This window comes from Labrenzia sp. THAF82 (genome assembly GCF_009363435.1).
Lineage (GTDB): Bacteria > Pseudomonadota > Alphaproteobacteria > Rhizobiales > Stappiaceae > Roseibium > Roseibium porphyridii.
In genome coordinates this window covers 3,330,684-3,355,607 of the sequence record NZ_CP045354.1, presented here as the reverse complement: position 1 = coordinate 3,355,607, position 24,924 = coordinate 3,330,684, and the positions used below count along the sequence as shown (strand labels likewise).

Annotated in this window: 16 protein-coding genes; 7 read left to right on the top strand and 9 right to left on the bottom strand. The window is 54.1% G+C overall.

Going from position 1 to position 24,924, the window contains the following annotated elements; all coding sequences use genetic code 11:
• Nucleotides 1-223: 223 nt before the first annotated feature.
• From FIV00_RS15730 to FIV00_RS15705, 6 genes are all read right to left on the bottom strand, one after another.
• Nucleotides 224-1,024, bottom strand: a complete 801-nt coding sequence (locus FIV00_RS15730) for a xanthine dehydrogenase family protein subunit M (RefSeq protein WP_152501628.1) — start codon at nucleotides 1,022-1,024, stop codon at nucleotides 224-226.
• Between the two features lie 83 nt (nucleotides 1,025-1,107).
• Nucleotides 1,108-3,468 (bottom strand): xanthine dehydrogenase family protein molybdopterin-binding subunit, encoded by a 2,361-nt coding sequence (locus FIV00_RS15725; RefSeq protein ID WP_152501627.1) that lies wholly within the window; start codon nucleotides 3,466-3,468, stop codon nucleotides 1,108-1,110.
• 219 nt (nucleotides 3,469-3,687) lie between these two features.
• Nucleotides 3,688-4,179, bottom strand: coding sequence for a (2Fe-2S)-binding protein (locus tag FIV00_RS15720; RefSeq protein ID WP_152501626.1), 492 nt, complete (start codon nucleotides 4,177-4,179; stop codon nucleotides 3,688-3,690).
• 124 nt (nucleotides 4,180-4,303) lie between these two features.
• Entirely contained in the window at nucleotides 4,304-5,011 is a 708-nt protein-coding gene (locus FIV00_RS15715; protein WP_371419534.1) for a carbon monoxide dehydrogenase subunit G, read from the bottom strand.
• A gap of 277 nt (nucleotides 5,012-5,288) precedes the next feature.
• Entirely contained in the window at nucleotides 5,289-7,526 is a 2,238-nt protein-coding gene (locus FIV00_RS15710; protein ID WP_209006564.1) for an EAL domain-containing protein, read from the bottom strand.
• A 7-nt stretch (nucleotides 7,527-7,533) separates the two neighbouring features.
• Nucleotides 7,534-9,180, bottom strand: coding sequence for a sensor histidine kinase (locus FIV00_RS15705; RefSeq protein WP_209006563.1), 1,647 nt, complete (start codon nucleotides 9,178-9,180; stop codon nucleotides 7,534-7,536).
• Nucleotides 9,181-9,918: 738 nt separating this feature from the next.
• On the opposite strand from FIV00_RS15705, the gene FIV00_RS15700 reads away from it, so the two are divergent.
• Complete coding sequence (locus FIV00_RS15700; protein WP_152501623.1) at nucleotides 9,919-10,665, top strand: FadR/GntR family transcriptional regulator; 747 nt, start codon at nucleotides 9,919-9,921, stop codon at nucleotides 10,663-10,665.
• 75 nt (nucleotides 10,666-10,740) lie between these two features.
• Here FIV00_RS15700 and fumC read toward each other — a convergent pair whose 3' ends face one another.
• Nucleotides 10,741-12,126, bottom strand: a complete 1,386-nt coding sequence (gene fumC / locus FIV00_RS15695) for a class II fumarate hydratase (protein WP_152501622.1) — start codon at nucleotides 12,124-12,126, stop codon at nucleotides 10,741-10,743.
• 22 nt (nucleotides 12,127-12,148) lie between these two features.
• Nucleotides 12,149-12,958 (bottom strand): alpha/beta hydrolase, encoded by an 810-nt coding sequence (locus FIV00_RS15690; protein WP_152501621.1) that lies wholly within the window; start codon nucleotides 12,956-12,958, stop codon nucleotides 12,149-12,151.
• Between the two features lie 150 nt (nucleotides 12,959-13,108).
• On the opposite strand from FIV00_RS15690, the gene FIV00_RS15685 reads away from it, so the two are divergent.
• The 3 genes from FIV00_RS15685 (at nucleotide 13,109) to lexA (ending at nucleotide 16,431) form a co-directional block, all read left to right on the top strand.
• A complete protein-coding gene (locus FIV00_RS15685) occupies nucleotides 13,109-14,689 on the top strand; it encodes an acyl-CoA synthetase (RefSeq protein ID WP_152501620.1) in 1,581 nt (526 codons plus the stop codon).
• Complete coding sequence (locus tag FIV00_RS15680) at nucleotides 14,686-15,555, top strand: hypothetical protein (protein WP_209006562.1); 870 nt, start codon at nucleotides 14,686-14,688, stop codon at nucleotides 15,553-15,555. Before FIV00_RS15685 ends, FIV00_RS15680 begins: the two co-directional genes overlap by 4 nt.
• 156 nt (nucleotides 15,556-15,711) lie before the next feature.
• Nucleotides 15,712-16,431 carry a transcriptional repressor LexA gene (lexA, locus tag FIV00_RS15675; RefSeq protein WP_152501619.1) on the top strand — a complete coding sequence of 240 codons (720 nt, stop codon included), beginning with the start codon at nucleotides 15,712-15,714 and terminating at the stop codon, nucleotides 16,429-16,431.
• A 24-nt stretch (nucleotides 16,432-16,455) separates the two neighbouring features.
• Here the strand turns inward: lexA and FIV00_RS15670 are convergent, their stop codons facing one another.
• Entirely contained in the window at nucleotides 16,456-18,573 is a 2,118-nt protein-coding gene (locus tag FIV00_RS15670) for a ComEC/Rec2 family competence protein (RefSeq protein ID WP_247649421.1), read from the bottom strand.
• A gap of 444 nt (nucleotides 18,574-19,017) precedes the next feature.
• On the opposite strand from FIV00_RS15670, the gene gltX reads away from it, so the two are divergent.
• The 3 genes from gltX to FIV00_RS15655 all read left to right on the top strand — a co-directional run bounded on the left by gltX (nucleotide 19,018) and on the right by FIV00_RS15655 (nucleotide 24,822).
• Complete coding sequence (gltX, locus tag FIV00_RS15665) at nucleotides 19,018-20,442, top strand: glutamate--tRNA ligase (RefSeq protein WP_152501617.1); 1,425 nt, start codon at nucleotides 19,018-19,020, stop codon at nucleotides 20,440-20,442.
• Between the two features lie 236 nt (nucleotides 20,443-20,678).
• Nucleotides 20,679-21,971 carry a citrate synthase gene (gene gltA / locus FIV00_RS15660; RefSeq protein ID WP_152501616.1) on the top strand — a complete coding sequence of 431 codons (1,293 nt, stop codon included), beginning with the start codon at nucleotides 20,679-20,681 and terminating at the stop codon, nucleotides 21,969-21,971.
• Nucleotides 21,972-22,347: 376 nt separating this feature from the next.
• Nucleotides 22,348-24,822 carry a methyl-accepting chemotaxis protein gene (locus tag FIV00_RS15655; RefSeq protein ID WP_152501615.1) on the top strand — a complete coding sequence of 825 codons (2,475 nt, stop codon included), beginning with the start codon at nucleotides 22,348-22,350 and terminating at the stop codon, nucleotides 24,820-24,822.
• Nucleotides 24,823-24,924 lie beyond the last annotated feature (102 nt).

Below are 24,924 nucleotides of genomic sequence, written 5' to 3'. Positions count from 1 at the left end.
ACGTAACCACAACCGGATTGCCAGAATCTAAAGCCCTCTTGAGACGAATTATGTCTCAACAATATTGGCATCCGGATGGCACGAATAAGGTGTTCCATATCACACAATGTTTTTCGGCTCCGCAAATAAAGCGAAGTTAACTTTCTCTAAAAATTTAAATATTTGTAACTAGGCCCGACTGTATTAAAGCCGGGCCCCGTAAAGTAGTCATAAAACTATTCGTTCACTGTGCTTTATTTACGGCTTTTTTGGCCATGACGGTCACGAGGTTTGCTCGGTAGTTTGCGGATCCGTGGAGGTCTGAGAGCATATCTCCTGGTTCGGGTGCAATTCCGGCAACTGCGTCCGATGACCAGTTGCCGGCCAGGGCCGCTTCCATGTCGCTCATCCGGAAGACGCCGTTCTGCCCGGCGCCCGTCACCGCCACCTTTACCGATCCGTCTGCGCCCTTGGCCACAAACACGCCCGCCATGGCATAGCGCGAGGCAGGGTTCGGGTATTTGGCATAAGCCGACTTTGCCGCCAGCGGGAAGGCCACCGACACGACCACCTCATCCTCATCCAGCGCCGTATCGAACATGCCGGTGAAGAACTCCCCAGCCGCAATGGTCCGCTTGCTGGTCGTCACCGCCGCACCAAGCCCGAGCAAGGCCGCCGGATAGTCCGCCGCCGGGTCGTTGTTGGCAATCGAACCGCCAAGCGTTCCCATGTGACGGACCGCCGGATCGCCGATGCCTCCGGCAAGGGCCGCAAGACCGGGCAGCTTCTGCCGCACAAGATCCGATGCAGCCACCTCCGCATGGGTCGTTGCCGCCCCGATCACGATGGTGCCCTCGCCTTCGCAAATGCCCTGCATCTCCGCAATCTTCGTCACGTCAACAAGGTCCGACGGCGCCGCAAGACGCTGCTTCATCGTCGGCAAAAGCGTCTGACCGCCACCCAGGATCTTGCCGTCCTCTGCCGCCGCCATCTTCTCGGCAGCCTCCGACACGGAACCGGCACGGTGATAGGTTGTCTCATACATGTTGGGTCTCCCCCAAATCTCAAGTGTCCAATGACATCAGGTCCAATGCGGGCGGCCACACCGCCCGCGCATCGTCTCAAATCCTATTCGGCTGCCTGCCTCAGGCCAGCCTGGCACAGCGTCCACACCTTCTCCGGAGAGGCCGGCATCGACAGGGCATTGCTGCCAATCGCATCCGTGATCGCATTGATCACCGCAGGCGGAGACCCGATCGCTCCGGCCTCCCCGCAGCCCTTCATGCCGAGCGGATTGCCGGGGCACGCCGTCACATGGGTCGACAGCTGATAGGACGGAACATCATCCGCACGCGGCATCGTGTAGTCCATGTAGGAGGCCGTCAGAAGCTGACCGCTCTCGTCATAGGCCGCATTCTCAAGCAGCGCCTGGCCAATGCCTTGCGTGATGCCGCCATGCACCTGACCTTCCACGATCATCGGATTGATGATGTTGCCGAAGTCGTCCGCAGCCACAAAGCTCACAACCTCCGTCTGGCCCGTCTCCGGATCCACCTCGACCTCGCACACATAGGTCCCGGCCGGGAAGGTGAAGTTGGTCGGGTCGTAGAACGCCCCCTCCTTCAGCCCCGGCTCCATGCCCTCTGGCAGGTTGTGCGCCGTATAGGCCGCAAGCGCCACCTCCGTGAAGCTCAGCTTCTTGTCCGTCCCGGCCACTTTCAGCTCGCCGCCCTCGATCTGGATGTCCCCTTCCGAGGCCTCCATCAGGTGGGCCGCGATCTTCTTCGCCTTCGCCTCGACCTTGTCCAGCGCCTTCACAACAGCCGACATGCCGACCGCGCCCGAGCGGGACCCGTAGGTGCCCATGCCGAACTGGACCTTGTCCGTATCCCCGTGCACGATCGCAACCGCATCGCTGTCCAGACCGAACCGCTCGCTGATCAGCTGCGCGAAGGTCGTCTCATGGCCCTGGCCATGACTGTGAGAACCGGTCAGAACCTCGACCGTCCCCACCGGGTTCACACGAACCTCGGCAGATTCCCAAAGACCGACACCGGCACCAAGAGACCCGACCGCCGCTGACGGCGCAATCCCGCAGGCTTCGATGTAACAGGACAGGCCGATCCCGCGCAGCTTGCCCCGCGCGGCCGCTTCCGCCTTGCGCGCGGCAAACCCGTCATAATCGGCCGCCTTCAGCGCCGCATCCAGCGTCGCATCATAATCGCCCGCGTCGTAGCACATGATCACCGGCGTCTGATGCGGGAACGAGCGAATGAAGTTCTTGCGGCGGAACTCTGCCGGCGACAAGCCAACCTCGCGCGCCGCAGTCTCCATGATCCGCTCAAGCAGATAGGTCGCCTCAGGACGTCCGGCACCGCGATAGGCATCCACCGGCGTCGTGTTGGTATAGACCGTTTTCACATTCGCATGGATCGCAGGGATGTCGTATTGCCCCGACAACAGCGTTGCATAGAGATAGGTCGGGACCGACGACGAGAACAGCGACATGTAGGCGCCCAGATTGGCAACCGTCTTCACCCGAAGCCCGATGATCTTGTTGTCCGCATCCAGCGCAAGCTCGGCTTCCGAGCGGTGATCGCGGCCATGGGCATCCGTCAGGAACGCTTCCGTGCGGTCCGATACCCATTTCACAGGCCGGCCGACGCGCTTCGACGCCCAAAGGCACACCATCTCTTCCGGATAGATATAGATCTTCGAGCCGAAGCCGCCGCCCACATCCGGTGCAATCACCCGCAGCTTGTGTTCCGGCGCAATGTTATAGAACGCCGACAGGACCAGACGCGCAACATGCGGATTCTGGGACGTCGTATAGAGCGTATAATGCTCCTCGGCAGCATCATAGCCGGCAAGCGCGGCCCGCGGCTCCATCGCGTTCGGAACAAGGCGGTTGTTGTGGATCTCCATCCGCGTCACATGCGCAGCACGGCCAAACGCCTCGTCGGTCGCTCCCGCATCCCCGATCTCCCAGTCGTAGATCAGATTGCCTTCCGCTTCCGGATGGATCTGCGGCGCGCCCGCCTCAAGGGCTGCAAGCGGATCGACAACCGCAGGAAGCTCCTCATAATCGACAACCACGGCATCGGCAGCATCCCGCGCCTCGGCCTGCGTGTCCGCAATCACGACCGCAACAGCCTGACCGACATGGCGCACAATCTCAGGCTCAAGCGCCCGCCAGCCGCCCATCTTCATCGGCGTGCCGTCCTTGGAATGGATCATCCACCCGCAGATCAGATTGCCAACACCGTCGCCCACAAGCTGATCGCCCGTCAGAACCGCATCAACACCCGGCATCGAAAGAGCCGCACTGGCATCGATCCCCGTGACCTTCGCATGGGCATGCGGCGAGCGCACAAAGGCCGCATAGCCCATGCCCGGCATCGCCATGTCATCCGTATAACGGCCACGGCCCGTGATGAAGCGCTTGTCCTCCTTGCGCAGAGCCCGGGCGCCAATCCCTTCAACTGCCATCGTCTCTCTCCCAAATACTGCTCCGGATCAAAAAAACTCCGGATGGTCTCCTCCGACCGGTCTGCCCGGCCCGTTTCGTCTCAAAGGTCGGCTTCGAACCGCTGCTGCCGGCTCCCTCCGGCAGATCAACTGCGTCCCACCTGACCCTCATCAGGCCCTTGCGCGAACAACACACGCGCATCAGACCCTTAAATCCGTCATGTCCTTAAAACCGGGCCCTCACTCGGCCGCCTGCGCCATGCCCGCCATCTGGTCGGACGCCGCCTTGATCGCCTTGACGATGTTCTGATAACCGGTGCAACGGCAGATGTTGCCTTCCAGCTCGTGCCGGATCGTTGCCTCATCAAGATTGCCCGCACCGTGACGGTTGATCATGTCAACCGCACTCATGATCATCCCAGGTGTGCAAAATCCGCACTGAAGACCGTGATGCTCCCGGAACGCTGCCTGCACAGGATGAAGCGCATCCGCACTGCCAATCCCCTCAAGCGTCACCACCTCACTGCCATCCGCCTGGGCCGCAAGCATCGTGCAGGACTTCACCGCCTTGCCGTCAACATGCACAACACACGCCCCGCATTGCGACGTGTCACAGCCAACATGCGTTCCCGTCAGCCCCCGAACATCCCGGATCAAAGACACAAGCAACGTCCGGTCCTCGACCTCGGACGAAACGGTCTTCCCGTTCAATACCAAAGATACTTTCGACATAAATCTCTCTCCCTCATGGAACCTCTCGAGCCAAAGCCCAAATAGCCGGTTTAACACCGTGTTCTGTGGGTCCTGACAGCAAACGCCACCAGAACCGGATCATTCCAAATCTGTCGCCAAAGGGTCAACTGGCAAGCGCAAGAACAACAATCAGCGCCCCAAGCAGCAAAAGACCCCACACCATCGGTCCGCCAAACGCATTCCGACCCGCAGCATCCTCCAAATTCTCCTCTGCCTTGTGAAGACCCTCCTCAACCTTGTGCTCCGCCTCGCCAATCGCATGAAGAACCTCGCCCGGCGCCTCTTCAAGCGCGATCCGCTTCGCCTCCTCGGCAACACCTTCATCAAGATCAGCCGCAAGACCCGTATCCGAAGACACCTCGGACACCGCCGCCGCTGAGCCCCCAACCTGCTCGGTAAACCGGGAGAAAAACTCCTCCGCCATCTTGCGCGCCGTGGAATCAATCAAACGGCTGCCAAGCTGAGCCAACTTGCCGCCAACCTGAGCCTTCGCCTCGTAACTCAAAACCGTCGCATCGCCATCTTCAACCAGACGAATGTCCGCAGACCCCTTGGCAAACCCGGCAACTCCTCCCTTGCCCTCGCCAACAATCGTGTAACTCTCAGGCGAAACAACATTCTCAAACGTCACAGAACCTTTGAACTTCGCCTTGACAGGACCAATCTTCGACGTAACTGACGCCGTCAGCTCATCAGCCGAAACCCGCTCAAGAACTTCACAACCAGGTATGCACAAACGCAAAACATCAGCGTCATTCAACGCAGACCAAACAACCAAACGGGAGGCTGGGATCCTATGAGAACCGCTCATATCCATATGATTTCTCCTCAAGTTATGCGTTGTTACTGCGATGAGTGCTTATGGAACGTTGCGCGAAGCGACAACGAAGCAAGCTCTTGCATTGTTGGTATCAGAGCGTGTTTCACCCTGACTTTCAATCGCTTATGTCGAAAATCTTGAACAACAGTCGCTCACATGCCCATACCGTTACGGCTGTGGTTGACGCATTGGCACGGCATCAACTGCTTCAAAACAAAAATCTCGGAGCGGAAATACAAGCTGCGAGCAACCCTGAAATCGAGCCTCACTATTGAAATGTGCCGCCAGAGACAGAAGATTGCCGAATGAACTTCAATAAATCGTCACTGCTTTGAGGCTTTGAATAAAGAAAGCCTTGCAGGTAGTCACAGTCGAGTTCCTGCATGATTTTGCGCTGCCCGGTCGTTTCGACGCCTTCTGCAGTCACTTCCAAGTTCATTGCCTTTGCGACAGCAATGATTGACTTCACCACTGCCAGAGCGTCAGCATCCTGATCCATATTGGAGATAAAACTTCGGTCTATCTTGATGCCGTCGACGGGCAGTTTGCGCAAATAGCTGAACGAGGAATACCCTGTTCCGAAATCATCAATAACGACCTTGGCTCCCTTGTTTCGCAGCCACGTCAAAAGTGACAGGGTAACCTGGTCGTTGCTTAAAAAGAGGCCTTCGGTAACTTCGAAGACCAATCGATGCAACTGCAAATCCGCAGCCGAGGCAGCGTCCTCAATGTCCTTGTAAATTCGGTTTGTTTGAACCTGCTTGGGCGACAAATTGACGTTCAGGCGAATATCATCTCCGGCCACGGACAGTTTCCGGAATTCGGAAAATGCCGACTTGAACATCCAGGCACCGATTTCAGTGATCGAACCACTGGCCTCAGCTGCTTCAATCATCCGAGCGGTGTTCAGGAAATTGCCTGCCGGTGTCTTGAAGCGCATCAACGCTTCGAATGACGCGATGCTGTCATCCCCGGCGCGCATGATTGGCTGATAATGAAGATGGAATTCTGTCTGATTGGCACTGCCTGTCAGCATGGATGCCAGTCGCAAACGCTCAAAGGCAGCTTCCTGCATCAACGGATGAAAAACGGAATGATTGGTCATGCCTTTCTGGCGGACATCGTTGAGTGCAATCGAGGCAAAGCGCACCAATTCTTCGGCACCGTGAGCACTGTCTTCGCTTGAGGCAAACCCAAGACGCATGCGCAGATTGATCTGGTTGTCGTCCAGAGTGATGGGTTCCTGAAACGCATCCTCCACCCGCGTCACAATGCTCTGGATGTCATTGGCCTCACCACCTTTAAGAAGGACAAGGAACTCGTCCTTCTCCTTGCGCGCGATCGTCAGGGCATCGGGGAAAATCTGTGACAGCCGATGGCCGGTCCGTTTCAAAACCCCACCTGCCCTTTCATCGCCGATGCCATCCACAACCACCCGAAAACGCTGGATGTCACAATGAACCACGAGAAGCGGTATTTGATTGGAGGCATGTCGTTGAAAGGTCTCAATGAACCCGGAAAACGTTGAAAGTCCGGTGACGCGGTCGACAAAGGCCAAATTCCGGATATGCTCCAGCAACCCGGTTTTCTCGTAACCGAGTGCGACGTTGGAGACAAAGAGCTGCATAAGCTCTGTCCCGACACTCTCTTCAAGCTCAACATCGCTCATGGCAAGGTAGAGCGCACCGGTCATACCGTTGCGCGTGATGAGGGGCATCGCAAGACCATTCGGTCCTGAGACGGGTTCTCGTGTCTCGATACATGAATTGACTGCTCCGCGGACGGCATCTTCCCCGAGGACTTCTATTGGAAGATCCGTTTTTTCCTGAAGTCCACCTGTCGCAGCGAGAACCCGTATGTTGGATCTGTCAGCGTTTTTTTGGTCCGGCAAAGTATCTTGACCGCAGAGCAGCAAATCGACCGGATGGTCCAGAAGGTCGGTCAACTGGTGCAAGACAGCTGTTGCAAATTCACTCAGCGCGTTTTTCTGAACAATTTCAGCAAAATGACCGTTTAGCTGTTTGAGTTTGCGCCTATTGGTTTCAAGCGACATAACCAGCTTGTAGCCACGCAAGGCCGTGATGATTGCTGTAAGCAATTTTGTCCGAGACAACTCTGCCTTTTCTGCATAGCCATCGATATCGAATTTCATGATCACATCGGTTTGCGGCGCGTAACCGGGCTGGCCCGTCCGAAGGATCAGACGCGTGAAGTGATTTCCAAGTTCAGACCGAATCCAGCTGACCAATCCAAGCCCGGCAGTGTCGCTTTCCATAACGACGTCAACAAGCGCAACAGCGATATCATCGCTGGTTTTGAGTATTTCCTGTGCCTCCTGTGCCGAAAGAGCATGCAGCAACTCAAATGAGCGCCCCTCGAAGACGCACCCTGCGACGGCAATCTTCGTCACCTCGTGTACATCGGGATCATCGTCAACGATGAGAATCTTCCAGGGAGCCTTGGTACTCTTGATGGCTTCAGGTTTCGAAGGAGCAAGAAAATCCATCACCATCTCACTGCGCCTTGCTTCTGGCAGGTTGCTTGGTATCGGCAGGAGCGACGACCGGGAATTCGATCGTAAACTCGGTTCCCGACCCCACCTTGGATACGACCGAGATCGTCCCGTTAAGGGCTTCCGTCACCAGTTGATAGCAAATGGCCATTCCCAACCCGGATCCACCTTTGCCGAACTTGGTTGTAAAGAATGGCTCGAAAACCTTTTTCAGGTTCTTTTCAGGTATCCCGACACCATCGTCTTTGCATTTGAAAACAATCTTCATCTGGCTTGGTTCACCACCGGAAATCGGCGGGACGGTTTCCAAACGCGAAGACAGTCTGACAACCCCTTCTGTACGATCCTCGTATCCATGCTTCAGGGCGTTTTCGACCAGATTGGAAACCAGCTGGCTGACGGCACCAGGGTAACTGTCGATCACGCCATCTGCATTCAGGTCAAGTTGGACCTCAAACGGCGTCTTCTTCAAAGTCGGCTGAAGCGTGGCAAGCGTTTCGCGAATGATGTGATCAAAACTGAAGGCGCGTTTCTTTTCACTTTGCCTGTCAACGGCGACCTGTCGAAAGTTGCCGACCAGGTCGCGCGCTCGCCCGAGCGTCTTATCAATGATGTCCGCCGTATCGGAAATTCGACCAATTTCTTTTTCAAGAGCCTCTTTGCTCAGGCTCTGTTGGTCAAGTTCGGTGGTCAGGAGCCGGGTTGAATCCTTGATTGTCGTGGCCGCCATAAGCGCGTTGCCAAGCGGAGTATTCAATTCATGCGAAACCCCGGCGACAAGCGCCCCGAGTGCTGCCAGATTATCGGCCTGAATCAATTCTTCCTGAACGAGTTTCAGCTGCTCCGTGCGATGGGCCACCAAGTCTTCGAGATTGGTTTGATATTCTTGAATTTTTTGCAAATCCATGTGTCGCCGTTGAACCATCGACTGGAGGCTTGCGGAGAGAATTCCAATCTCGTCTGCCCGGCCCGGCATAAGTTCTGCCTTTGGCGGGTCTTCGATCAATCGCGGTGTCGACAGATAGTTGACGATGTCTGACAAGGGTTGACCGATCAGCCGTTTGAAAACTGTTCGGATCACGATTGCCAGCAGCAAAATATAGACAACGATCGCTGTAACAATGAAACCCACAGTCGAAGCAATTTCGTAGGAAATCGTGTTTCGGTCGATCAGGATAAAGACCTGCCCGATTGCATCCTTGTGCAGAATTGTGCTGGGTGAATTTAGGGTGTAGCTGAGAGCTTCTTCTGCGCGCGGGCCAGTCAACGGCTCACCGAAATTTCCTGTGTCGGGTGTTTCAACCCATACTTTTTCGATGACTTCAAGACTCTCCAGGCCACGTATCAACTGAAGGGTCGCATCTGCATTGACCGTCCAGATTGCGCGCTCAAAGGGACGTTTCGTTGCTTGAAAAAAGGCTTCCGTGACGCGGATCGCGCGTGCGTGCGACGAATCCCAGGTAATCTTTGTCAAGATGCCGATGAACAGCACCCCCAGAAGAGCAAACAATCCAAGCGTATAAAAAATGAAAGTGCGAGACAGACTTGCGCGGCCCATCTCCTTGGGAGTGTATGGCAACGTCGAACTGCCGCTCAAACTCAAAATGCCCACCTCGACTATCGGAACTGGTGTCTGCTCAATCGACAAAGGTCAGCCAACACCTAACGTCGATTATCCTCTTCAAAAGGAGTAAGAAACCCAGCCCGTTTTCCCGTCACATGATGTTTGATCCCGATCGCATCCCGTCCGGCCAGGCCGAAAACGCCACTGAAACGATCGTAAACAGACACAAGCACCGAAATTTCACCCTGGGCAATTTTCCTAAATATTCTATAAAAATCAATTGTAAATAAAAACAGCCCACACTTTGGTACGATGAATTCGAATCAATATTAGTATTTGCAAGAATTCTTTTGGATACCTCAAGTGAACTTCTCGGCTTTTGACTTTCTTAAAGCTTCACATCGCGATTTCTGCTGATCCGCCGAGTTTAAGTTGACGTGATTGCCGCACTTCGAGAGGCAATGAATTTGAGTGCCTTCAGTTCCAAAAAACTTGTTGGATATTGAGCAGCCAAAATCATTTTTCTTTAGTGGGCTTTTGCTGCAACCCACCACAAATCAACATGCAATTATCGACGAAATGGACCAAAATTGTCGATTATCAATGAAAAATCTGTCCTACAATCAGGTTATTTTACAATGCCGCACCGCAAACAACACAGCAATACGTAAGTTATCGGTGAATTTTATTTTTTGAAGCCATATCACTCCTTGATATTTCTAGTTTTTCTCGCAAATCCCCTGTAAAACAGAATTTGAAGACGTCGGTTGCCAAGCATGTTCTACTTCCGGTTCCGGCGCCGCGACCACCTGAGTTGATAAAATGAACAAAGCAACCCATCATTCTTTCGCCTTACCTGACAAGGCTCTGGCTTCCCTGCCGACTGGTGCGGTGAAGGACACGGTGGAACATCTGGGAAAGCGGATTGCGCGTGGTTACTATAAAACCGGTGCTGTCCTGCCCAAGGAAGATGAGCTGGTCGATTCTCTTGGCGTTTCAAGGACCGTCGTGAGAGAAGCCATCAAGGTTCTATGTGGCAAAGGCTTGGTTCGAACGGCACGTCGCTACGGGTCAAGGGTTTGTCCATTCGAGGACTGGAACCTGTTGGATCCCGATGTAATCCGATGGCACGACCCTGAAAGCCCGTTGACCGCGCGCATCTTTGCAGAAGCAACGGAACTGCGACTCATTTTCGAACCTGAAGCGGCAGCCCTGGCAGCTGAGCATGCCAGTCCAGAACAACGGGCAAGGATACTGGCAGCTGCGCAAAGCCTGACGCAAATGAACGATGAAACAAACGTCATCGGTGCAGACTACGCCTTTCACGCGACCATCCTGCAGGCCAGCGGCAACATGATGCTCGCTCAGCTGCAAAATCTGATCTATGCCGTCTTGATTTTTTCCTATTCGGCAGGTCGCAAGGTTGAACGCAAAGAACATGTTTCCGTGCATGACCACGTTGGAGTTGCGGAAGCAATCAAGTCTGGCCAGACAGAGCTTTCGCGGGCACGCATGCGTGACATGCTCATGCAGAACAAATTGACTGCCGAGAGATTTATCTCCGCGTGACGTCTGGCAACAGGACCAGACCGTCAGCTCTTGTCCTTCCGCTAAAACTCATTACGAAAATCTGCTAAAAACCGCCTATAACGAAGGGCCGAGCATCTTCGCCGGGTCGACAACACTGTCGAATTCCTCCTCAAGCACAAAGCCCAGCGCCAAACAGGCTTCCTTCAAAGTGATGTCATTTTCAAAGGCATGGTGAGCCGCGTGGCTTGCCTTGTCATAGCCGATGACAGGGCTCAACGCTGTCACCAGCATCAAGGACTGATCAAGGTATTCACGAATACGCTTTTCATTTGGCTCAAGGCCTTCAACAAGGAAACTTGAGAAGTTGGAACAACCATCCCCCATGATCCGAATTGATTGCAATATGGCGCTGATCATCAGCGGCTTATAGACATTCATTTCCAAATAGCCACTTGCACCACCAATCCCGGTGGCGACGTCATTTGCCATGACTTGGGCCGAAATCATGGCCAGGGCCTCGCACTGTGTCGGATTGACTTTCCCGGGCATTATGGATGAGCCCGGTTCATTGGCCGGAATGATCAACTCGTATAAACCGCAGCGCGGACCGCAAGAAAGCAGTCGAATGTCATTTGCAATTTTGAACAGCGACACTGCCAGCGTGCGAAGAGCACCGCTCAGCATAACCAATGCATCGTGACTGCCTTGAACCGCAAACTTGTTCGGCGCGGTGTAGAAAGGGAGTCCTGTCAATTCGGCAATCTTGGAAGCTGACCCGACAGCGAAGTCTGGATGGGTATTGATCCCCGTCCCGACAGCAGTTCCGCCCAGCGCAAGCCCATAGACGTCCTTGAGTGCAAATTCTATGCGCTCGGTATCCTGCTTTAACAATTCTGCGTAACCTGAAAACTCCTGACCAAGCGTCAAGGGCGTTGCATCCTGCATGTGCGTACGCCCAATTTTAATAATTTCATCCCAAGCCACTGACTTGGCCTTAAGGCTGTCGTAGAGGTGTTTCACGCCCGGCAGCAATCGTTGTTTCACTTGTAAAGCGGCCGCAATGTGCATCGCAGCCGGAAAGGAGTCATTTGATGACTGGGACATGTTGACGTGATCGTTGGGGTGAACCGGGTCCTTTGTCCCCAAAACTCCACCTGCAATGGCAATGGCGCGATTGGAAATGACTTCATTCACGTTCATGTTTGTCTGGGTGCCACTGCCAGTCATCCAGACATGCAAGGGAAAGTGGACATCCAGCTTTCCTTCTGTCACTTCGTCCGCGGCTTGGACGATGAGGTCTGCCAGATCTTCGCGCAGAAGTCCGAGATCCATGTTGGTCAGCGCAGCCGCCTTTTTTAAGTACCCATAGGCGTGCACCAACTCGATTGGCATGAGGTCGGTTCCAATCGAAAAATACTCTATGGAGCGCTGTGTCTGTGCACCCCAATATTTGTCTTCCGGGACATCGATTTCCCCAAGACTGTCGCTTTCTCTGCGCATTCGGTATTCCCCGCTTCCCAAGTCAGTCCTTCAAAAGAGCTGATACCAATCCGCTATCCGGATTAATCAGGTCTTCAATCACGTCGAAATGGTGCCGCCCCGGTTCAACATGGCAAGTTGCTGTTGGCCAGGCCTGAGCCAGTAGCTTAGATTGACGTACAAATTCAGGGCGTTCGTCTTCTCCAACCCACGCGACGACAGGACATTCCCTTAAGGGTCTTACGAGAGCCGGACTTTCTCTTTCTGCGTCACCTTCCGACAAATCGAAAGATGCATTCATCGCGGTCTTCCTCAGCGGGCGAAGGTCATGAAGTCCGCTGATAGAGACCACTTTCTCAATTCTTCCAAGGGTATCTGCAGAAAGCGGAGTGTCTGGACAAAGCATCCGTGTCACCAGATGACCGCCGGCCGAATGACCGACAAGACGTATGGGCCCATCCAAACGGCCGCCGGCAGTCTTGATGGCATCACCAATCTGCAAGGTGATCTCTTCGATCCTCACCAAAGGTGCCAGGTCATATGACGGCAGACAAACGGCCCAGTTCTGGTTCAGGCAACCTTCAGCAAGATGCGACCAGCTGGATTTGTCGAAACGCAGCCAATAGCCACCATGAACCAAAACCACCAAACCGCGCGAGGGGCCATCGGGACTGAAAACATCAAGCCTCTGGCGTTCACTGTCACCATAAGGCACATCGATATCTTGAATGGGCCAGGAATCCCGAAATTGGTTGGCGTCCTTTGCCCAGCGCGGCGGATAGGTGGCTGCATCTTGAATATGCGCAGCATTGGCATACGCATCGTCCCAGTCGAAGGTCTCTTGTTCGTTCATTTCCTGCTCAAGGTATCTTTTTGCGAAACACAGCTCGCATCCTCGCATGGATTTTTGCGTGTGGGGAACGTTTCATTGCTTGCTTGTCAAACTCATGACGCTCAGCCTAGGTTTCGGAACGCTGCGGGTAGGATAAAGGGAACTTAGCCAATGATAGAGCGTTGCTCGAACCGCGTCGCCAATCTGGCGCACTTCTTGAGCAAAAACGCGGCTCGGTGGCCCAATCGCGCTGCAATCATCTGGGAAGACAAAACCTGGACCTGGCAGGAACTCGACAAACGCGTTTCAGCGCTCGCGGCGGCACTAAGCAGCAGATTCGGCATCACCAAGGGAGACAGCCTTCTCGTTCAGGCACAAAACTCCAATCAGATGACCGAAATCATGCTCGCAGCCTTTCGCCTCGGAGCGATCTGGGTACCCTGCAACTTTCGACAAGCCCCTGCAGAGACGGCCTACACGTGCGAAAAGTCCAAAGCCAAGCTGATGCTCTGTGATGCAGAGTTTGAAGAACAAGCACAAACCGTCAAGGCTGCAAATCCGAAGTTACGCGGCATTGTCAGCATCGGCGAAAGCGCTTTTGGCGTTTCCTATGAAACCTTGCTAGCTGACCATATGGGCAGTCAAACTCCGAATGCGCCCGTCGACTACGATGATCCCTGCTGGCTGTTCTTCACATCCGGATCCACCGGCCGGCCGAAAGCAGTGGTCCTGTCTCATGGCCAGATCGGCTTCGTAGCTGTCAACTACATGGCGGACCTCATGCCGGGAACAAGCGAAGAAGATGCATCACTCGTGATAGCGCCACTCTCGCATGGCGCAGGTCTCCAGCAAATTGCACAGCTTTCTGCAGGGGCGACACATGTCCTGATGCCAAGAACGGGGTTTAACCCCGCTGTCGCTTTCGAACTGATCGAAAGGCACAAGGTCAGCAACATGTTCACGGTTCCCACTATTGTGAAGCGACTGGTCGAAGACCCTGCCGTCGATCGATACAATCACTCGAGCCTTCGCCACGTGATTTATGCCGGTGCTCCGATGTACCGAGAAGATCAAAAGCTGGCACTCGAGAAGCTTGGCTCCGTTCTGGTCCAGTACTACGGCCTGGGTGAAGTAACAGGCAACATAACCGTCTTGCGCCCACAAGATCACGTACAAGAAGATGGACCTGGGGCGCGAATTGGCACCTGTGGAACCGAGCGGACCGGAATTGAAGTTTCGATACAGGATGATACTGGCGCCATGTTGCCACCCGGAGAAACTGGCGAAGTCTGCGTCATCGGGGCAGCAGTCTGCGCTGGTTATCTAGAAGACGATGCCGCCAACCACAGCTCGTTTCGGCATGGGTGGTTTCGGACTGGGGATATCGGCCATATGGACAAAGACCGGTATCTCTATCTGACCGGCCGCGCATCGGACATGTATATTTCTGGCGGGTCAAACGTTTACCCGAAGGAAGTTGAAGAAGTGCTGTTGACGCACCCTTCCTTGTCTGAGGTTGCAATTCTTGGCGTACCTGATCCTCAATGGGGAGAAGTCGGACTGGCGGTGTGCGTGGCATCAACGAAAGCTGAACCAGACACGGCCGAATTGAGCGACTTTCTTGCCGGAAAGGTCGCCCGATACAAGATGCCTCATCGATACTTGTTCATTGAATCAATGCCGACCAGTGCCTACGGCAAGATCACAAAAAAACTTGTTCGCGAGTTTTTGAGCGAAAAGGGTTTGACATGAGACGCGACGCGCCCCGGACACTTGATGATATCAAGCACCCTGGACCAAAGGCTTCTCAACGCAGACCATGGCTCCCATGCCATGCCGAACCGGTTGCACTCACCCTGACCAATGGCGGAAGTCTGCTGCAGGAGCTTGGCCAATGGATTGACGCGTCAGGCTATCAATCCGCCGTGCTTGACCTCAGCGGCTTGGCGCTAAACGCATTTGACTATGTAATGCCTGATTGCGCGTTCGATGATCGGCACGCCGCCTGGTATAGCGACACCCGAGTTTCAGAAGGGGCAACACTTGTCGAAGCCGTTGCTGTTCTTGGTCGCAGGGACGGCCAATGGTTTGCGCACATTCACGCCTACTGGCAGGAAAATGGAAACGCTCATCTCGCACACCTCCTCCCGGAAAGCGTATCGCTTGCGGGGAATTCGGACCTGAACGGCTTTGGCTTAAATGGAGCTGGGTTCGAGGCCGAATACGATCCTGAAACAGAGTTTACGCTGTTCCGGGTAAAGCCATCTCAGAGCACCGACACGCCCGCCCCACCAACCAACGCTCTGATCACGACCTTGGCACCTTTTGAGGATCTTCACGACAGTATTTGCGGCCTCGCATCGAAGATTGAGGCCAACACCTTCAAGGTTGTTGGTCTGGGCAGTCTCGCAGGTGCAGAATTCAGATCGTCGCCACCCATGAAAGGCCTCATCTCTGAAATCCTGTTGCGCTCAGGAAGCGGGCGCCAACTCCATGACGGCCAACAGGTTCAGATACGCGGCGTCGACCTCAACGGAAATCTCCATCAAGGTGCCTTGCAACCCGGTAAATGCCCGACCCTCGTAACATGTGAATTGCTGCTAATTTCCGCGGACTGAGTCCAATCCCCAAGATGCAAGCTGCTCCTGCTCTCTTTTGGCCAGGGTCAACGGCAACAGAACAGTAAGAGAACATTTACCCTTGCAGAACACAATAGGAACAGCTAGGGTGTTCTCGATTTGTACCAGCCCGATTCTTGGTCAGGGGTAACCGTTATGTTGACGCGCAAGCAGTACGAACTGCTCATGTTCATTCATGAAAGACTGAAGGAAACTGGCGTCCCACCGTCCTTCGATGAAATGAAGGACGCTCTGGACCTGCGTTCCAAGTCTGGTATCCATCGACTCATTACGGCCCTTGAGGAACGCGGCTTTATTCGTCGCTTGCCAAACAGGGCACGTGCAATGGAAGTCGTCCGCCTTCCCGACTCAATTGCTCCTGGCCTGGGGGCTCCACGACCACGTGGAAGTTTCTCACCCGAAGTCATCGAGGGCTCACTTGGCAAGGATGTAGCTTCCAAGTCTCCCCCATCCTCATCTGTCCCCGATGCTGCCGGCGCAGAAATCCCGGTAATGGGCCGGATCGCAGCTGGTGTTCCGATCGAGGCAATTCAGACCCACAGTCATTCAATTACCGTCCCACAGGAACTCCTCGGCAAGGGAGAACACTACGCGCTGGAAGTGCGCGGTGACTCCATGATTGAAGCCGGCATTCTTGATGGGGACACGGTCCTTATCCGTCGGACAGATTCAGCTGACAGTGGCGACATAGTCGTTGCTCTGGTGGACGATGAGGAAGCAACACTGAAACGGCTTCGCAAAAAAGGTGCGTCCATTGCGCTCGAAGCTGCAAATCCAGCCTATGAAACACGCATTTTCGGACCGGGGCGTGTTCGTGTTCAAGGGCGTCTTGTTGCTTTGTTTCGCCAGTACTAGATCAGCAGGTCGTTCCTAACGGATTCACTTGCTTTTTGATGTCAGAATTGCGCGCGTCATTTCTCCCGGATGGTGCCAGGGTCTCGGCGTCTCTGGTATAGCGAAACGTATTTTAGAGATGACTGTGGTGACGGTTTGAGCGCCAAATTTGCCGAGCTCGTCGTTTTTTTGACGACCAGTTTCAGTGATAAGCTTCTGTCCTCTTGGCACAGTATCGGCGCCCGCGTTTGGCTGCACTGACAGCCAGATGGACACCGCCCCTCGCCTGCTTCTCGTTTCTGCATCAATGACAATCGCTGCAGGGCAATCATCTGGAACGATTAGATCGGTCACGATCAAATCGGCGAATTGACAATCCTGATACAGAGCTTCCGTTTGTCTGGGGAACGCTATTGAAACAGACGTTTCGGCGCGTTGACCGTTTACGAACATAAGAACTGGTGCATGTGCTTTGATCACACATCCAGCCTGATCACAGCTCCGTTGAGACGATTTCATCTTGCGCGATTTAATCGTGGAATTGGATACTCCTTCCTTCTGAAGCCAGAGCTCTGACGCAAAAGAAGATCGGGTACTTGATAAGTTTAGCTGACCGTCGTCGTCGCGAGCTGCAACTCGCGAACCGGAGGATGCGATTTGAACATCAGGGGGTCGTGACTGGAAAATTAAGAGCATTGCAACGACACATGGCACTACCGACAGCAAGCGCAAACGTCCGGGCACCAGAAGAACCAGAAACAGCGCACTCATCAAAAACAAAGTAGGCAACGCAGAGAGGTTACCGATGGTCCCGGTATCACCTCCCAAAGCTGCCGTAAATTCTGAAATGTCCAGCAACCAGGAAATGCCAAGAGACATTATGGCGAGGGGCAACGCGGCCAGTCCGAATGGCATCAAGATGAGTGCCAGAACACCCATTGGCATCACCAGCAACGAAAAAACAGGCATTCCGAGCATGTTGCCGACGACACCATAGGGGGCAATCCGGCCAAAATGATGCGCACCGACAATCCCCGTTGCGAGACCGGCGACGACAGCCGTAACAAGCAAACCGAATGACCACTTTCCCAATGAGCCAAAGACCCTAGGCAACAGTGCAGTATGAGTCTCTTTCTTCCAGCTGCCTTTGTTTCGGCTGCGCCAAAGCTCATATACGGCGACCAGACAAATCACGGCGGAGAAGGACATTTGGAAACCGGGAAAGAACAAACGCTCTGGTGAAACAAGCAGAAGCAGAAACCCGGCAAGGGCAACGCTTCTAAGCGTCAAACCACGCCGGCCGACCAAAACGCCAAGAAAGACCAGTCCAATCATCACAAACGAGCGTTGAGTGGCTACGGCAGCACCAGATATGAGCAAGTAGCCAACTGCAGCGCAAAGCGCTGTAGCCGCCGCCCACTTGTGAATGGGCCATCTGAGTGCAAGCGGCTGAAACAGCGAAAGCAACAACAAAACAGCTCCGAATGCACCACCTGCGAAAAGAGCCATATGCAGACCGGAAATTGCCAGAATGTGAGCCAATCCCGCGGCACGAAGCGCTTCCTCTTGCGCTTCTGTTATGCCGCTTCGATCCCCAACAAGGAGAGCGACGACAAGGGCAGTTTCCGGCCCCTGTCCCAAAACAGTTCTGACCTTGTTCGCAATGCGTTCGCGCAGATTCTGAACCAGCGCCCTTGCTTGAACCATCCGCGGCGTTGTGTCAGCTTCCAGAACCCTGGAGGGCCCATAGCCAAACCCCGTTGCGCCAATCTGGGAAAAGTAAGCTCGATAAGAAAAGTCATAGCCACCAGGCAGCACAGGTCCTGCCGGAGGAAAGAGCCGCCCTCGCAATTCCACGAGTTGCCCTGGTCTGGCAATGTCGTCCACCGGCACCCGCACCCGGACCTTTTTTGGAAATCCCAAGTCCGATCGCGGCCGGTCGTCGACGGTTTCAACTTGCAGCAGCAATCGGGTCCCACGCGCATTGACTTGCCTCTCAAGAACAAACCCCGTCAGCGTGACATTCATCATCTCAGCGAGTTTTGGTGCCTCGACGGCGGCCGTCCTGACGCTGGCAACTGCCAACCCGCAAAGGAGAGCCAGCAGAAGCAGAACAAATCTGCTCAAAGCCCCGCGCCGGGAAACTCGGAAAGCAGCTCCCACCGCAAAAATCGTAAGTGCGGTAAGCAAGATCCAATTGGGTTCAGAAGGCAGTACCCTGTGGACCGCAATTCCCGCCGAAAATGCGAAGCAGCACCATAGCAGCCCCTGATCTTCCCAGATGCGGTTCTGCACGGTGCCAGGTGCTCTTGGCGTGAGCTGCGCCAAAACAGCCCAGGCAGACTGTGACCTGTTTTTCCGCCAGCCTCCGGAACGGAGGTTTTCATTTTCGAGTAAATCGGTTTGGGATACGGAATAGGAAACCGCTGAATCGCGGCTCTGTTTATTCTCGGGCGGTGTTTGCTGCTGCACCACCTGCTGGTCCCTTCATCACTTTAAGAAACGGGCAAGAGCCTATTTTGCCTTGCCAACGCCTGTGCTAAGACCGCGCCACCTTCAAAGGCGCGACCTGCGCCATTATCTTGACAGAGACTTTTAATTAGCACCATGGCACAAGACATCGTCACGCGTTTTGCTCCTTCACCAACCGGCTTTCTACACATCGGCGGCGCTCGCACGGCGTTGTTCAACTGGCTGTTTGCCAAGCATTTTGGCGGAAAGATGCTGCTACGCATCGAGGATACCGACCGAGCCCGTTCCACGGATGAAGCCGTTGATGCCTTGATTGACGGACTTGGATGGTTGGGCCTCGACTGGGATGGAGATCCTATTTCGCAGTTTTCACGGGTTGGCCGTCACGGTGAAGTCGTTGAGCAGATGATCGAGAACGGTACAGCTTATCGCTGCTATTGTTCTCCAGAAGAAGTTGATGCCATGCGGGAAAAAGCGCGGGCTGAAGGTCGTCCACCCCGCTACGATGGCACCTGGCGTGATCGTGATCCGTCAGAAGCGCCTAAGGACATCGCACCTGTCATTCGCCTCAAGGCACCACAGTCAGGCGAGACCGTTGTCGAAGATCAGGTCCAGGGCCGTGTCGTCATTCCCAACAAGGATTTGGACGACTTTGTCATTATGCGTTCTGATGGCACACCAACATATATGCTGGCCGTCGTCGTCGACGATCATGATATGGGCATCACGCATATTATCCGCGGTGTCGATCATCTGACCAATGCCGCCAGGCAGACCCTGATTTTCCAAGCACTCGATTGGGCAGTCCCGGCTATGGCGCATATTCCGCTAATTCATGGACCGGATGGTGCAAAACTATCTAAACGCCATGGAGCAACCGGAGCCGAAGCCTATCGTGCGATGGGTTACCTCCCGCAGGCGATGCGCAACTACCTTGCACGTCTTGGATGGAGCCACGGCGACGAAGAAATCATGTCGCTCGACGACATGATAAAATGGTTTGGCTTGGACGCCGTTGGCCAGTCTGCAGCCCGTTTCGACTTCAAGAAACTTGAAAACCTCAATGGGCACTATATGCGCGCAACGCCGGACCAGGAGTTGCTGGAACACTGGAAAACCTATCTTCAGCATGCTGAAGACGGCGCATCGGTTTTGCAGTGGTTGGCGTCATCCAACAACGAAAGCGTGGCGCTCGCGGCTCTGCCTGGGCTAAAGGAACGCGCCAAAACGCTTGTCGAACTTACGTCGAGCGCCTCCTATCTCTGGCGTCAGCGCCCTCTTGATCTTGACGAAAAGGCGTTAAAGATCCTCAGCGATGAAGCAAAGACCATCTTGAAAGACCTTCATGGTGTTTTGATGGAAGCCGGCGACTGGAGCGCTGAGTCACTGGAGACCTCTGTCAAAGCCTACGCAGAGCGTAAGGAATTGAAGCTTGGTAAAGTTGCACAGCCGCTGCGTGCCGCCCTCACAGGTCGTGGGACTTCTCCGGGAATTTATGATGTCCTGGTCGCACTGGGCCGAGAGGAATCCTTGGCTCGAATTCAGGATCAGGCGGTCTAATTGACGCACTAATACGGATTGGGGCCGCTTAAACGGGTTGAACGGCGGCTCCAGCAATCCCGGCAAATTGGCCTTTGACGAAAGGGTTATGCCGGCCAACTTGCGGCAGTGCAGTAAATGGGCTACGCAGGACGCGAAAATTTCTCCAGTGCCGCTCGGCAGCAGGAACCGATCCCGTCGGTTCGCTTGCCAATCACTAGGGCTGCACATCCGGACAACGCAAAGGGGTTTTCTGTATGGCCGACAACAACGCCAAGCTCAACGTCGGTGGCAATAGCCACGATTTCGGCGTCCTTGACGGATCCATCGGGCCGTCGGTAGTGAACATCGCGTCCTTGTACAAGGACACAGGCATGTTCACCTACGACCCGGGCTTCACTTCAACCGCATCTTGCGAGTCAAAAATCACCTATATCGACGGTGATGAAGGCACGTTGCTCTACCGGGGCTATCCGATCGAGCAGCTCGCTGACCACGGCGACTTTCTGGAGTCCTGCTATCTTCTGCTCTACGGCGAACTGCCGACCAAGGCACAGAAGGATGACTTCGTTCAACGTGTGACCTACCACACGATGATCCATGAACAGATGAACCGCTTTTTCTCAGGTTTCCGCCGAGACGCGCACCCCATGGCAATCATGGTTGGAACCGTCGGTGCATTGTCAGCGTTTTATCACGACTCTACAGACATCACCGATCCGCACCAGCGCATGGTGGCCTCTTTGCGCATGATCGCCAAGATGCCGACAATTGCGGCAATGGCCCACAAATACCACGTGGGACAACCATTTGTTTATCCGCGTAACGATCTCGGATATTCGGCAAACTTCCTGCATATGTGCTTCGCCGTGCCTTGTGAAGAATACAAGGTGAATCCGGTTCTTGCCCGGGCAATGGACCGGATCTTTATCCTTCACGCGGATCATGAGCAGAACGCATCGACTTCAACCGTGCGCCTCGCCGGGTCTTCAGGTGCCAATCCGTTTGCGTGTATTGCTGCAGGTATTGCCTGCCTTTGGGGCCCTGCCCACGGTGGCGCGAATGAAGCCGCGCTCAACATGCTTTCCGAAATCGGATCCGTTGACCGTATTCCCGAATTCGTGGCGCGCGCGAAAGACAAAAATGATCCATTCCGACTGATGGGCTTTGGTCACCGTGTCTACAAGAACTATGATCCACGGGCACGGATCATGCAGAAGACAACCCATGAAGTTCTCGGCGAATTGGGCATCAAGGACGACCCGCTGCTCGATGTAGCCATGGAACTGGAAAAAATCGCGTTGAACGACGAATACTTCGTCGAAAAGAAGCTCTATCCGAATATCGATTTCTATTCCGGAATTACGCTTCGCGCGCTCGGCTTCCCGACAAACATGTTCACGGTGCTCTTTGCGCTTGCGCGCACCGTTGGCTGGATCGCCCAGTGGAAGGAAATGGTGGAAGACCCGTCCCAGCGTATTGGCCGTCCGCGTCAGCTCTATACGGGCGCAACTAAACGCGATTACCTGCCAATCGATCAACGTCGTTAAGGCGATCTAAGAATCACTGTTGTGCCAACGCACAATTCAGGCCTTCAAACAGGGTGTTTCCGGGAACCGGAAACACCCATTTTTTTAAACTTCTCCCAAAGGAAAGAAGCTGCACTCAAGAAATAGATTTTCCCAGGAGAATGTTGTGACAAGTAAAAATTTCAATCGGCAGATTTTCACGGCCGATACTCAAGCGATATTCCTTCTCAATTCAAAATCTGAAAACAGAAGCCAGTTGTTTAAGGGGAATTTTCTTATACTAATTTATTAGTAGAATTGAATACTGTAATACAAATAGTATTAATTTATACTCAAGGTAGTATTTTCGGTTATTTATTCCCATTTACAAATAATAAGGAAACACTGAATAGGTTTCTTGAAAGTAAGTTTGCGCAATTCGCGCTGGGGACTTCAAGGGGTTGAAATGCATTTCCTGAAATTCGCTTCCGATCTTAAATTTGGCATCAAAGTTGGCGGTAGTTTTGCCGCAGTTATTGCACTGACCGGGATTGTGGGCGGTGTGGGCGCATATAGTGTGATGACCCTCTCCGAAAGGATGGAAGTTGCCAAACAATCAACATCCACAATTGCACAACTTCAAAACCTTGCTTCAAAACGCGAGAATTTTCTGTCCACCCAGGATATTCAATCGGCAGAAGCAACGCTTCTTGATATTGGAGCGCTCAGCGAGAATTTGCAGATCCTCGAGGGGCAATTGAAGGGCGATCCGCAGGCCCAGATTCCCGTGGCGGAAGCCGCATCCGCGGTGACAAAGTTTAAGGACGCCTTTGAAAAGGTGGTCGGGCTGACCCAAACCCAGGGTGAAAAGCAGTCCCAACTGGACGGTGCTGTTGAACATCTTGAAAAGACAGCGTCACAGATCCTCGGCAAGGCGCTGATGGCACGTGACGGCGTCAGTATGGACGAAAGCAACGCCCGCAAGACACTGGTTTTGGCGAACAAGGTTGGCCAGGCCGCAGCAGGCTTTCAGGAAGAAGCGCTGACTTTGCAGAACCTGTTCAATGCAGCTGCCAACAACGCCAAACAACTGGCAGAGATTTCAGAGCGGGTCTCTGCAATGGTCCCAACGGCCAAGGAAATGGCAGCCAACAGTTTTGACGGCGTTGACCCTTCCAAGTTTCAGGACCTTGCTGCCAGAACCGAAGAGATCAAGCAAACACTTGGGGAACTCTCCGAAACCAAGGACTACATAAAGATATTTGACCTGACGGATGCCGCCAAAGAGGGTTTTGGACAGCTTGTCGCGAGTGTGAAGGAAATCCGAACCCAAGCAAATGTTGCGATCGACAACGTTTATGCCCAGGCGGACGAAATCAACAAGCGCTTTTATGTGGCCGACAGTGTTGCCGACACCGTCATGCAAATTGAGGCAGATGCCAACGCAGTCAAGGCAGCGGCTTTCTATTTCCTGCTGACGCCAAATGAGACCACTCAAGCATCGGTAACCGATGGAATTGCCGGACTGACCAAGCTCGCCTCGCGTCTTGAAAAAAGCGCCAAGGACTTCCCGTCAATCGCTGACCAGATCCCGGTTGTCAAAACGTCAGTGGAGACCTTCGGGTCAAGCTTCACCGAGTTGGCGATGAACCAGTTTCAACTCGCCGATCAGATCGCGACGTTGAAAGAACACTCGCACACCGTTCAAACGCAGATTTCAACGATTTCAGCGGATCAGAGCGCTGCGGCACAAGCATCCAGCACGAGCGCCTTGGGCGTAATCAGTTTGGCGCTTCTGGCAGCGGTTCTTGCTGGAGTTGGCATGGCAATCGCGTTGAATTTCGCGGTCACAAGGCCACTTCGTCGTACCACCATGACCATGTCCAGACTTGCGGAAGGCGACACGGATGTCGAAATCGACGGCACCACACGTGGCGACGAAATTGGCGATATGACACGTACATTGCAGGTCTTCCGTGACAATGCCGTAGAGCGTGTCCGATTGCAGTCGGAGACAGAACAGGAGCAGCACCTTCGTGCAGAACGGCAAGCTCGGGTTGAAGAGCTTATTTCCGGGTTTCGGGATAAAGCTACGGAAGTGCTCGGATCCGTTGCTGATACCGCACAGACGCTTGACGGCACAGCGCAAGATCTCAGTTCGATTGCAGGCCAAAACTCCAGTCTTGCCGACAGCACCTACGGCGTGACCGATGAAGCAACTCAGAATGTGCAAACGGTTGCCAGCGCCGCTGAAGAACTCGCAGCTTCGATTTCGGAAATCTCCCGCCAGGTCAATCAGACGACCGAGGTCGTCAACCGGGCGACAGAAGGCACCCAGATAACAAATGAAAAGGTTCAGGGACTGTCTACAGCAGCAACCAAGATCGGTGAAGTTGTCAGCCTCATTCAGGCAATCGCTGAGCAGACCAATCTGCTCGCACTCAATGCAACCATTGAAGCTGCACGTGCTGGAGAGGCCGGAAAGGGATTTGCGGTTGTCGCAGCAGAGGTGAAAGAACTCGCAACACAGACCTCAAAGGCGACTGAGGAAATCAGCTCGCAGATTTCCGAAATTCAGAACGCCACTAAAGACGCCGTTACTGCTATCGCTGAAATTACGGAAACCATGGACGAGGTCAATGAATACACGTCCACAATCGCCACCGCAGTCGAACAGCAAGGCGCTGCCACCAACGAGATTTCGGTCAACGTTCAGCGGGCAGCCGAAGGTACGGGTTCAGTGAAGACAAACATGTCCGATCTGTCACAGGCAGTTGCGCAAACGAGTCAGAATGCAAATCTCGTTCTCGGTGCATCGAGTGAGCTGTCCAACAAGACCGATGTCCTGAAGCAGGAAGTCGGACATTTCCTCGACAACGTCGCCAACGCCTGACCCAACGAGGCTCTGCAGCAAGAGCCAGCCTCAACAACAGCCCGGGCTATTTGTCCGGGTCTCTTTTTGTTTGAAAATCAGGCGGGCGGTCGCAAACCAGTC

Bases quoted from the DNA above. Each gene is read 5' to 3' on its own strand.
- FIV00_RS15730 (WP_152501628.1), bottom strand. From the start codon at position 1,024: ATGTATGAGACAACCTATCACCGTGCCGGTTCCGTGTCGGAGGCTGCC.
- FIV00_RS15725 (WP_152501627.1), bottom strand. From the start codon at position 3,468: ATGGCAGTTGAAGGGATTGGCGCCCGGGCTCTGCGCAAGGAGGACAAG.
- FIV00_RS15720 (WP_152501626.1), bottom strand. From the start codon at position 4,179: ATGTCGAAAGTATCTTTGGTATTGAACGGGAAGACCGTTTCGTCCGAG.
- FIV00_RS15715 (WP_371419534.1), bottom strand. From the start codon at position 5,011: ATGAGCGGTTCTCATAGGATCCCAGCCTCCCGTTTGGTTGTTTGGTCT.
- FIV00_RS15710 (WP_209006564.1), bottom strand. From the start codon at position 7,526: ATGGATTTTCTTGCTCCTTCGAAACCTGAAGCCATCAAGAGTACCAAG.
- FIV00_RS15700 (WP_152501623.1), top strand. From the start codon at position 9,919: ATGAACAAAGCAACCCATCATTCTTTCGCCTTACCTGACAAGGCTCTG.
- fumC (WP_152501622.1), bottom strand. From the start codon at position 12,126: ATGCGCAGAGAAAGCGACAGTCTTGGGGAAATCGATGTCCCGGAAGAC.
- FIV00_RS15690 (WP_152501621.1), bottom strand. From the start codon at position 12,958: ATGAACGAACAAGAGACCTTCGACTGGGACGATGCGTATGCCAATGCT.
- FIV00_RS15685 (WP_152501620.1), top strand. From the start codon at position 13,109: ATGATAGAGCGTTGCTCGAACCGCGTCGCCAATCTGGCGCACTTCTTG.
- FIV00_RS15680 (WP_209006562.1), top strand. From the start codon at position 14,686: ATGAGACGCGACGCGCCCCGGACACTTGATGATATCAAGCACCCTGGA.
- lexA (WP_152501619.1), top strand. From the start codon at position 15,712: ATGTTGACGCGCAAGCAGTACGAACTGCTCATGTTCATTCATGAAAGA.
- gltX (WP_152501617.1), top strand. From the start codon at position 19,018: ATGGCACAAGACATCGTCACGCGTTTTGCTCCTTCACCAACCGGCTTT.
- gltA (WP_152501616.1), top strand. From the start codon at position 20,679: ATGGCCGACAACAACGCCAAGCTCAACGTCGGTGGCAATAGCCACGAT.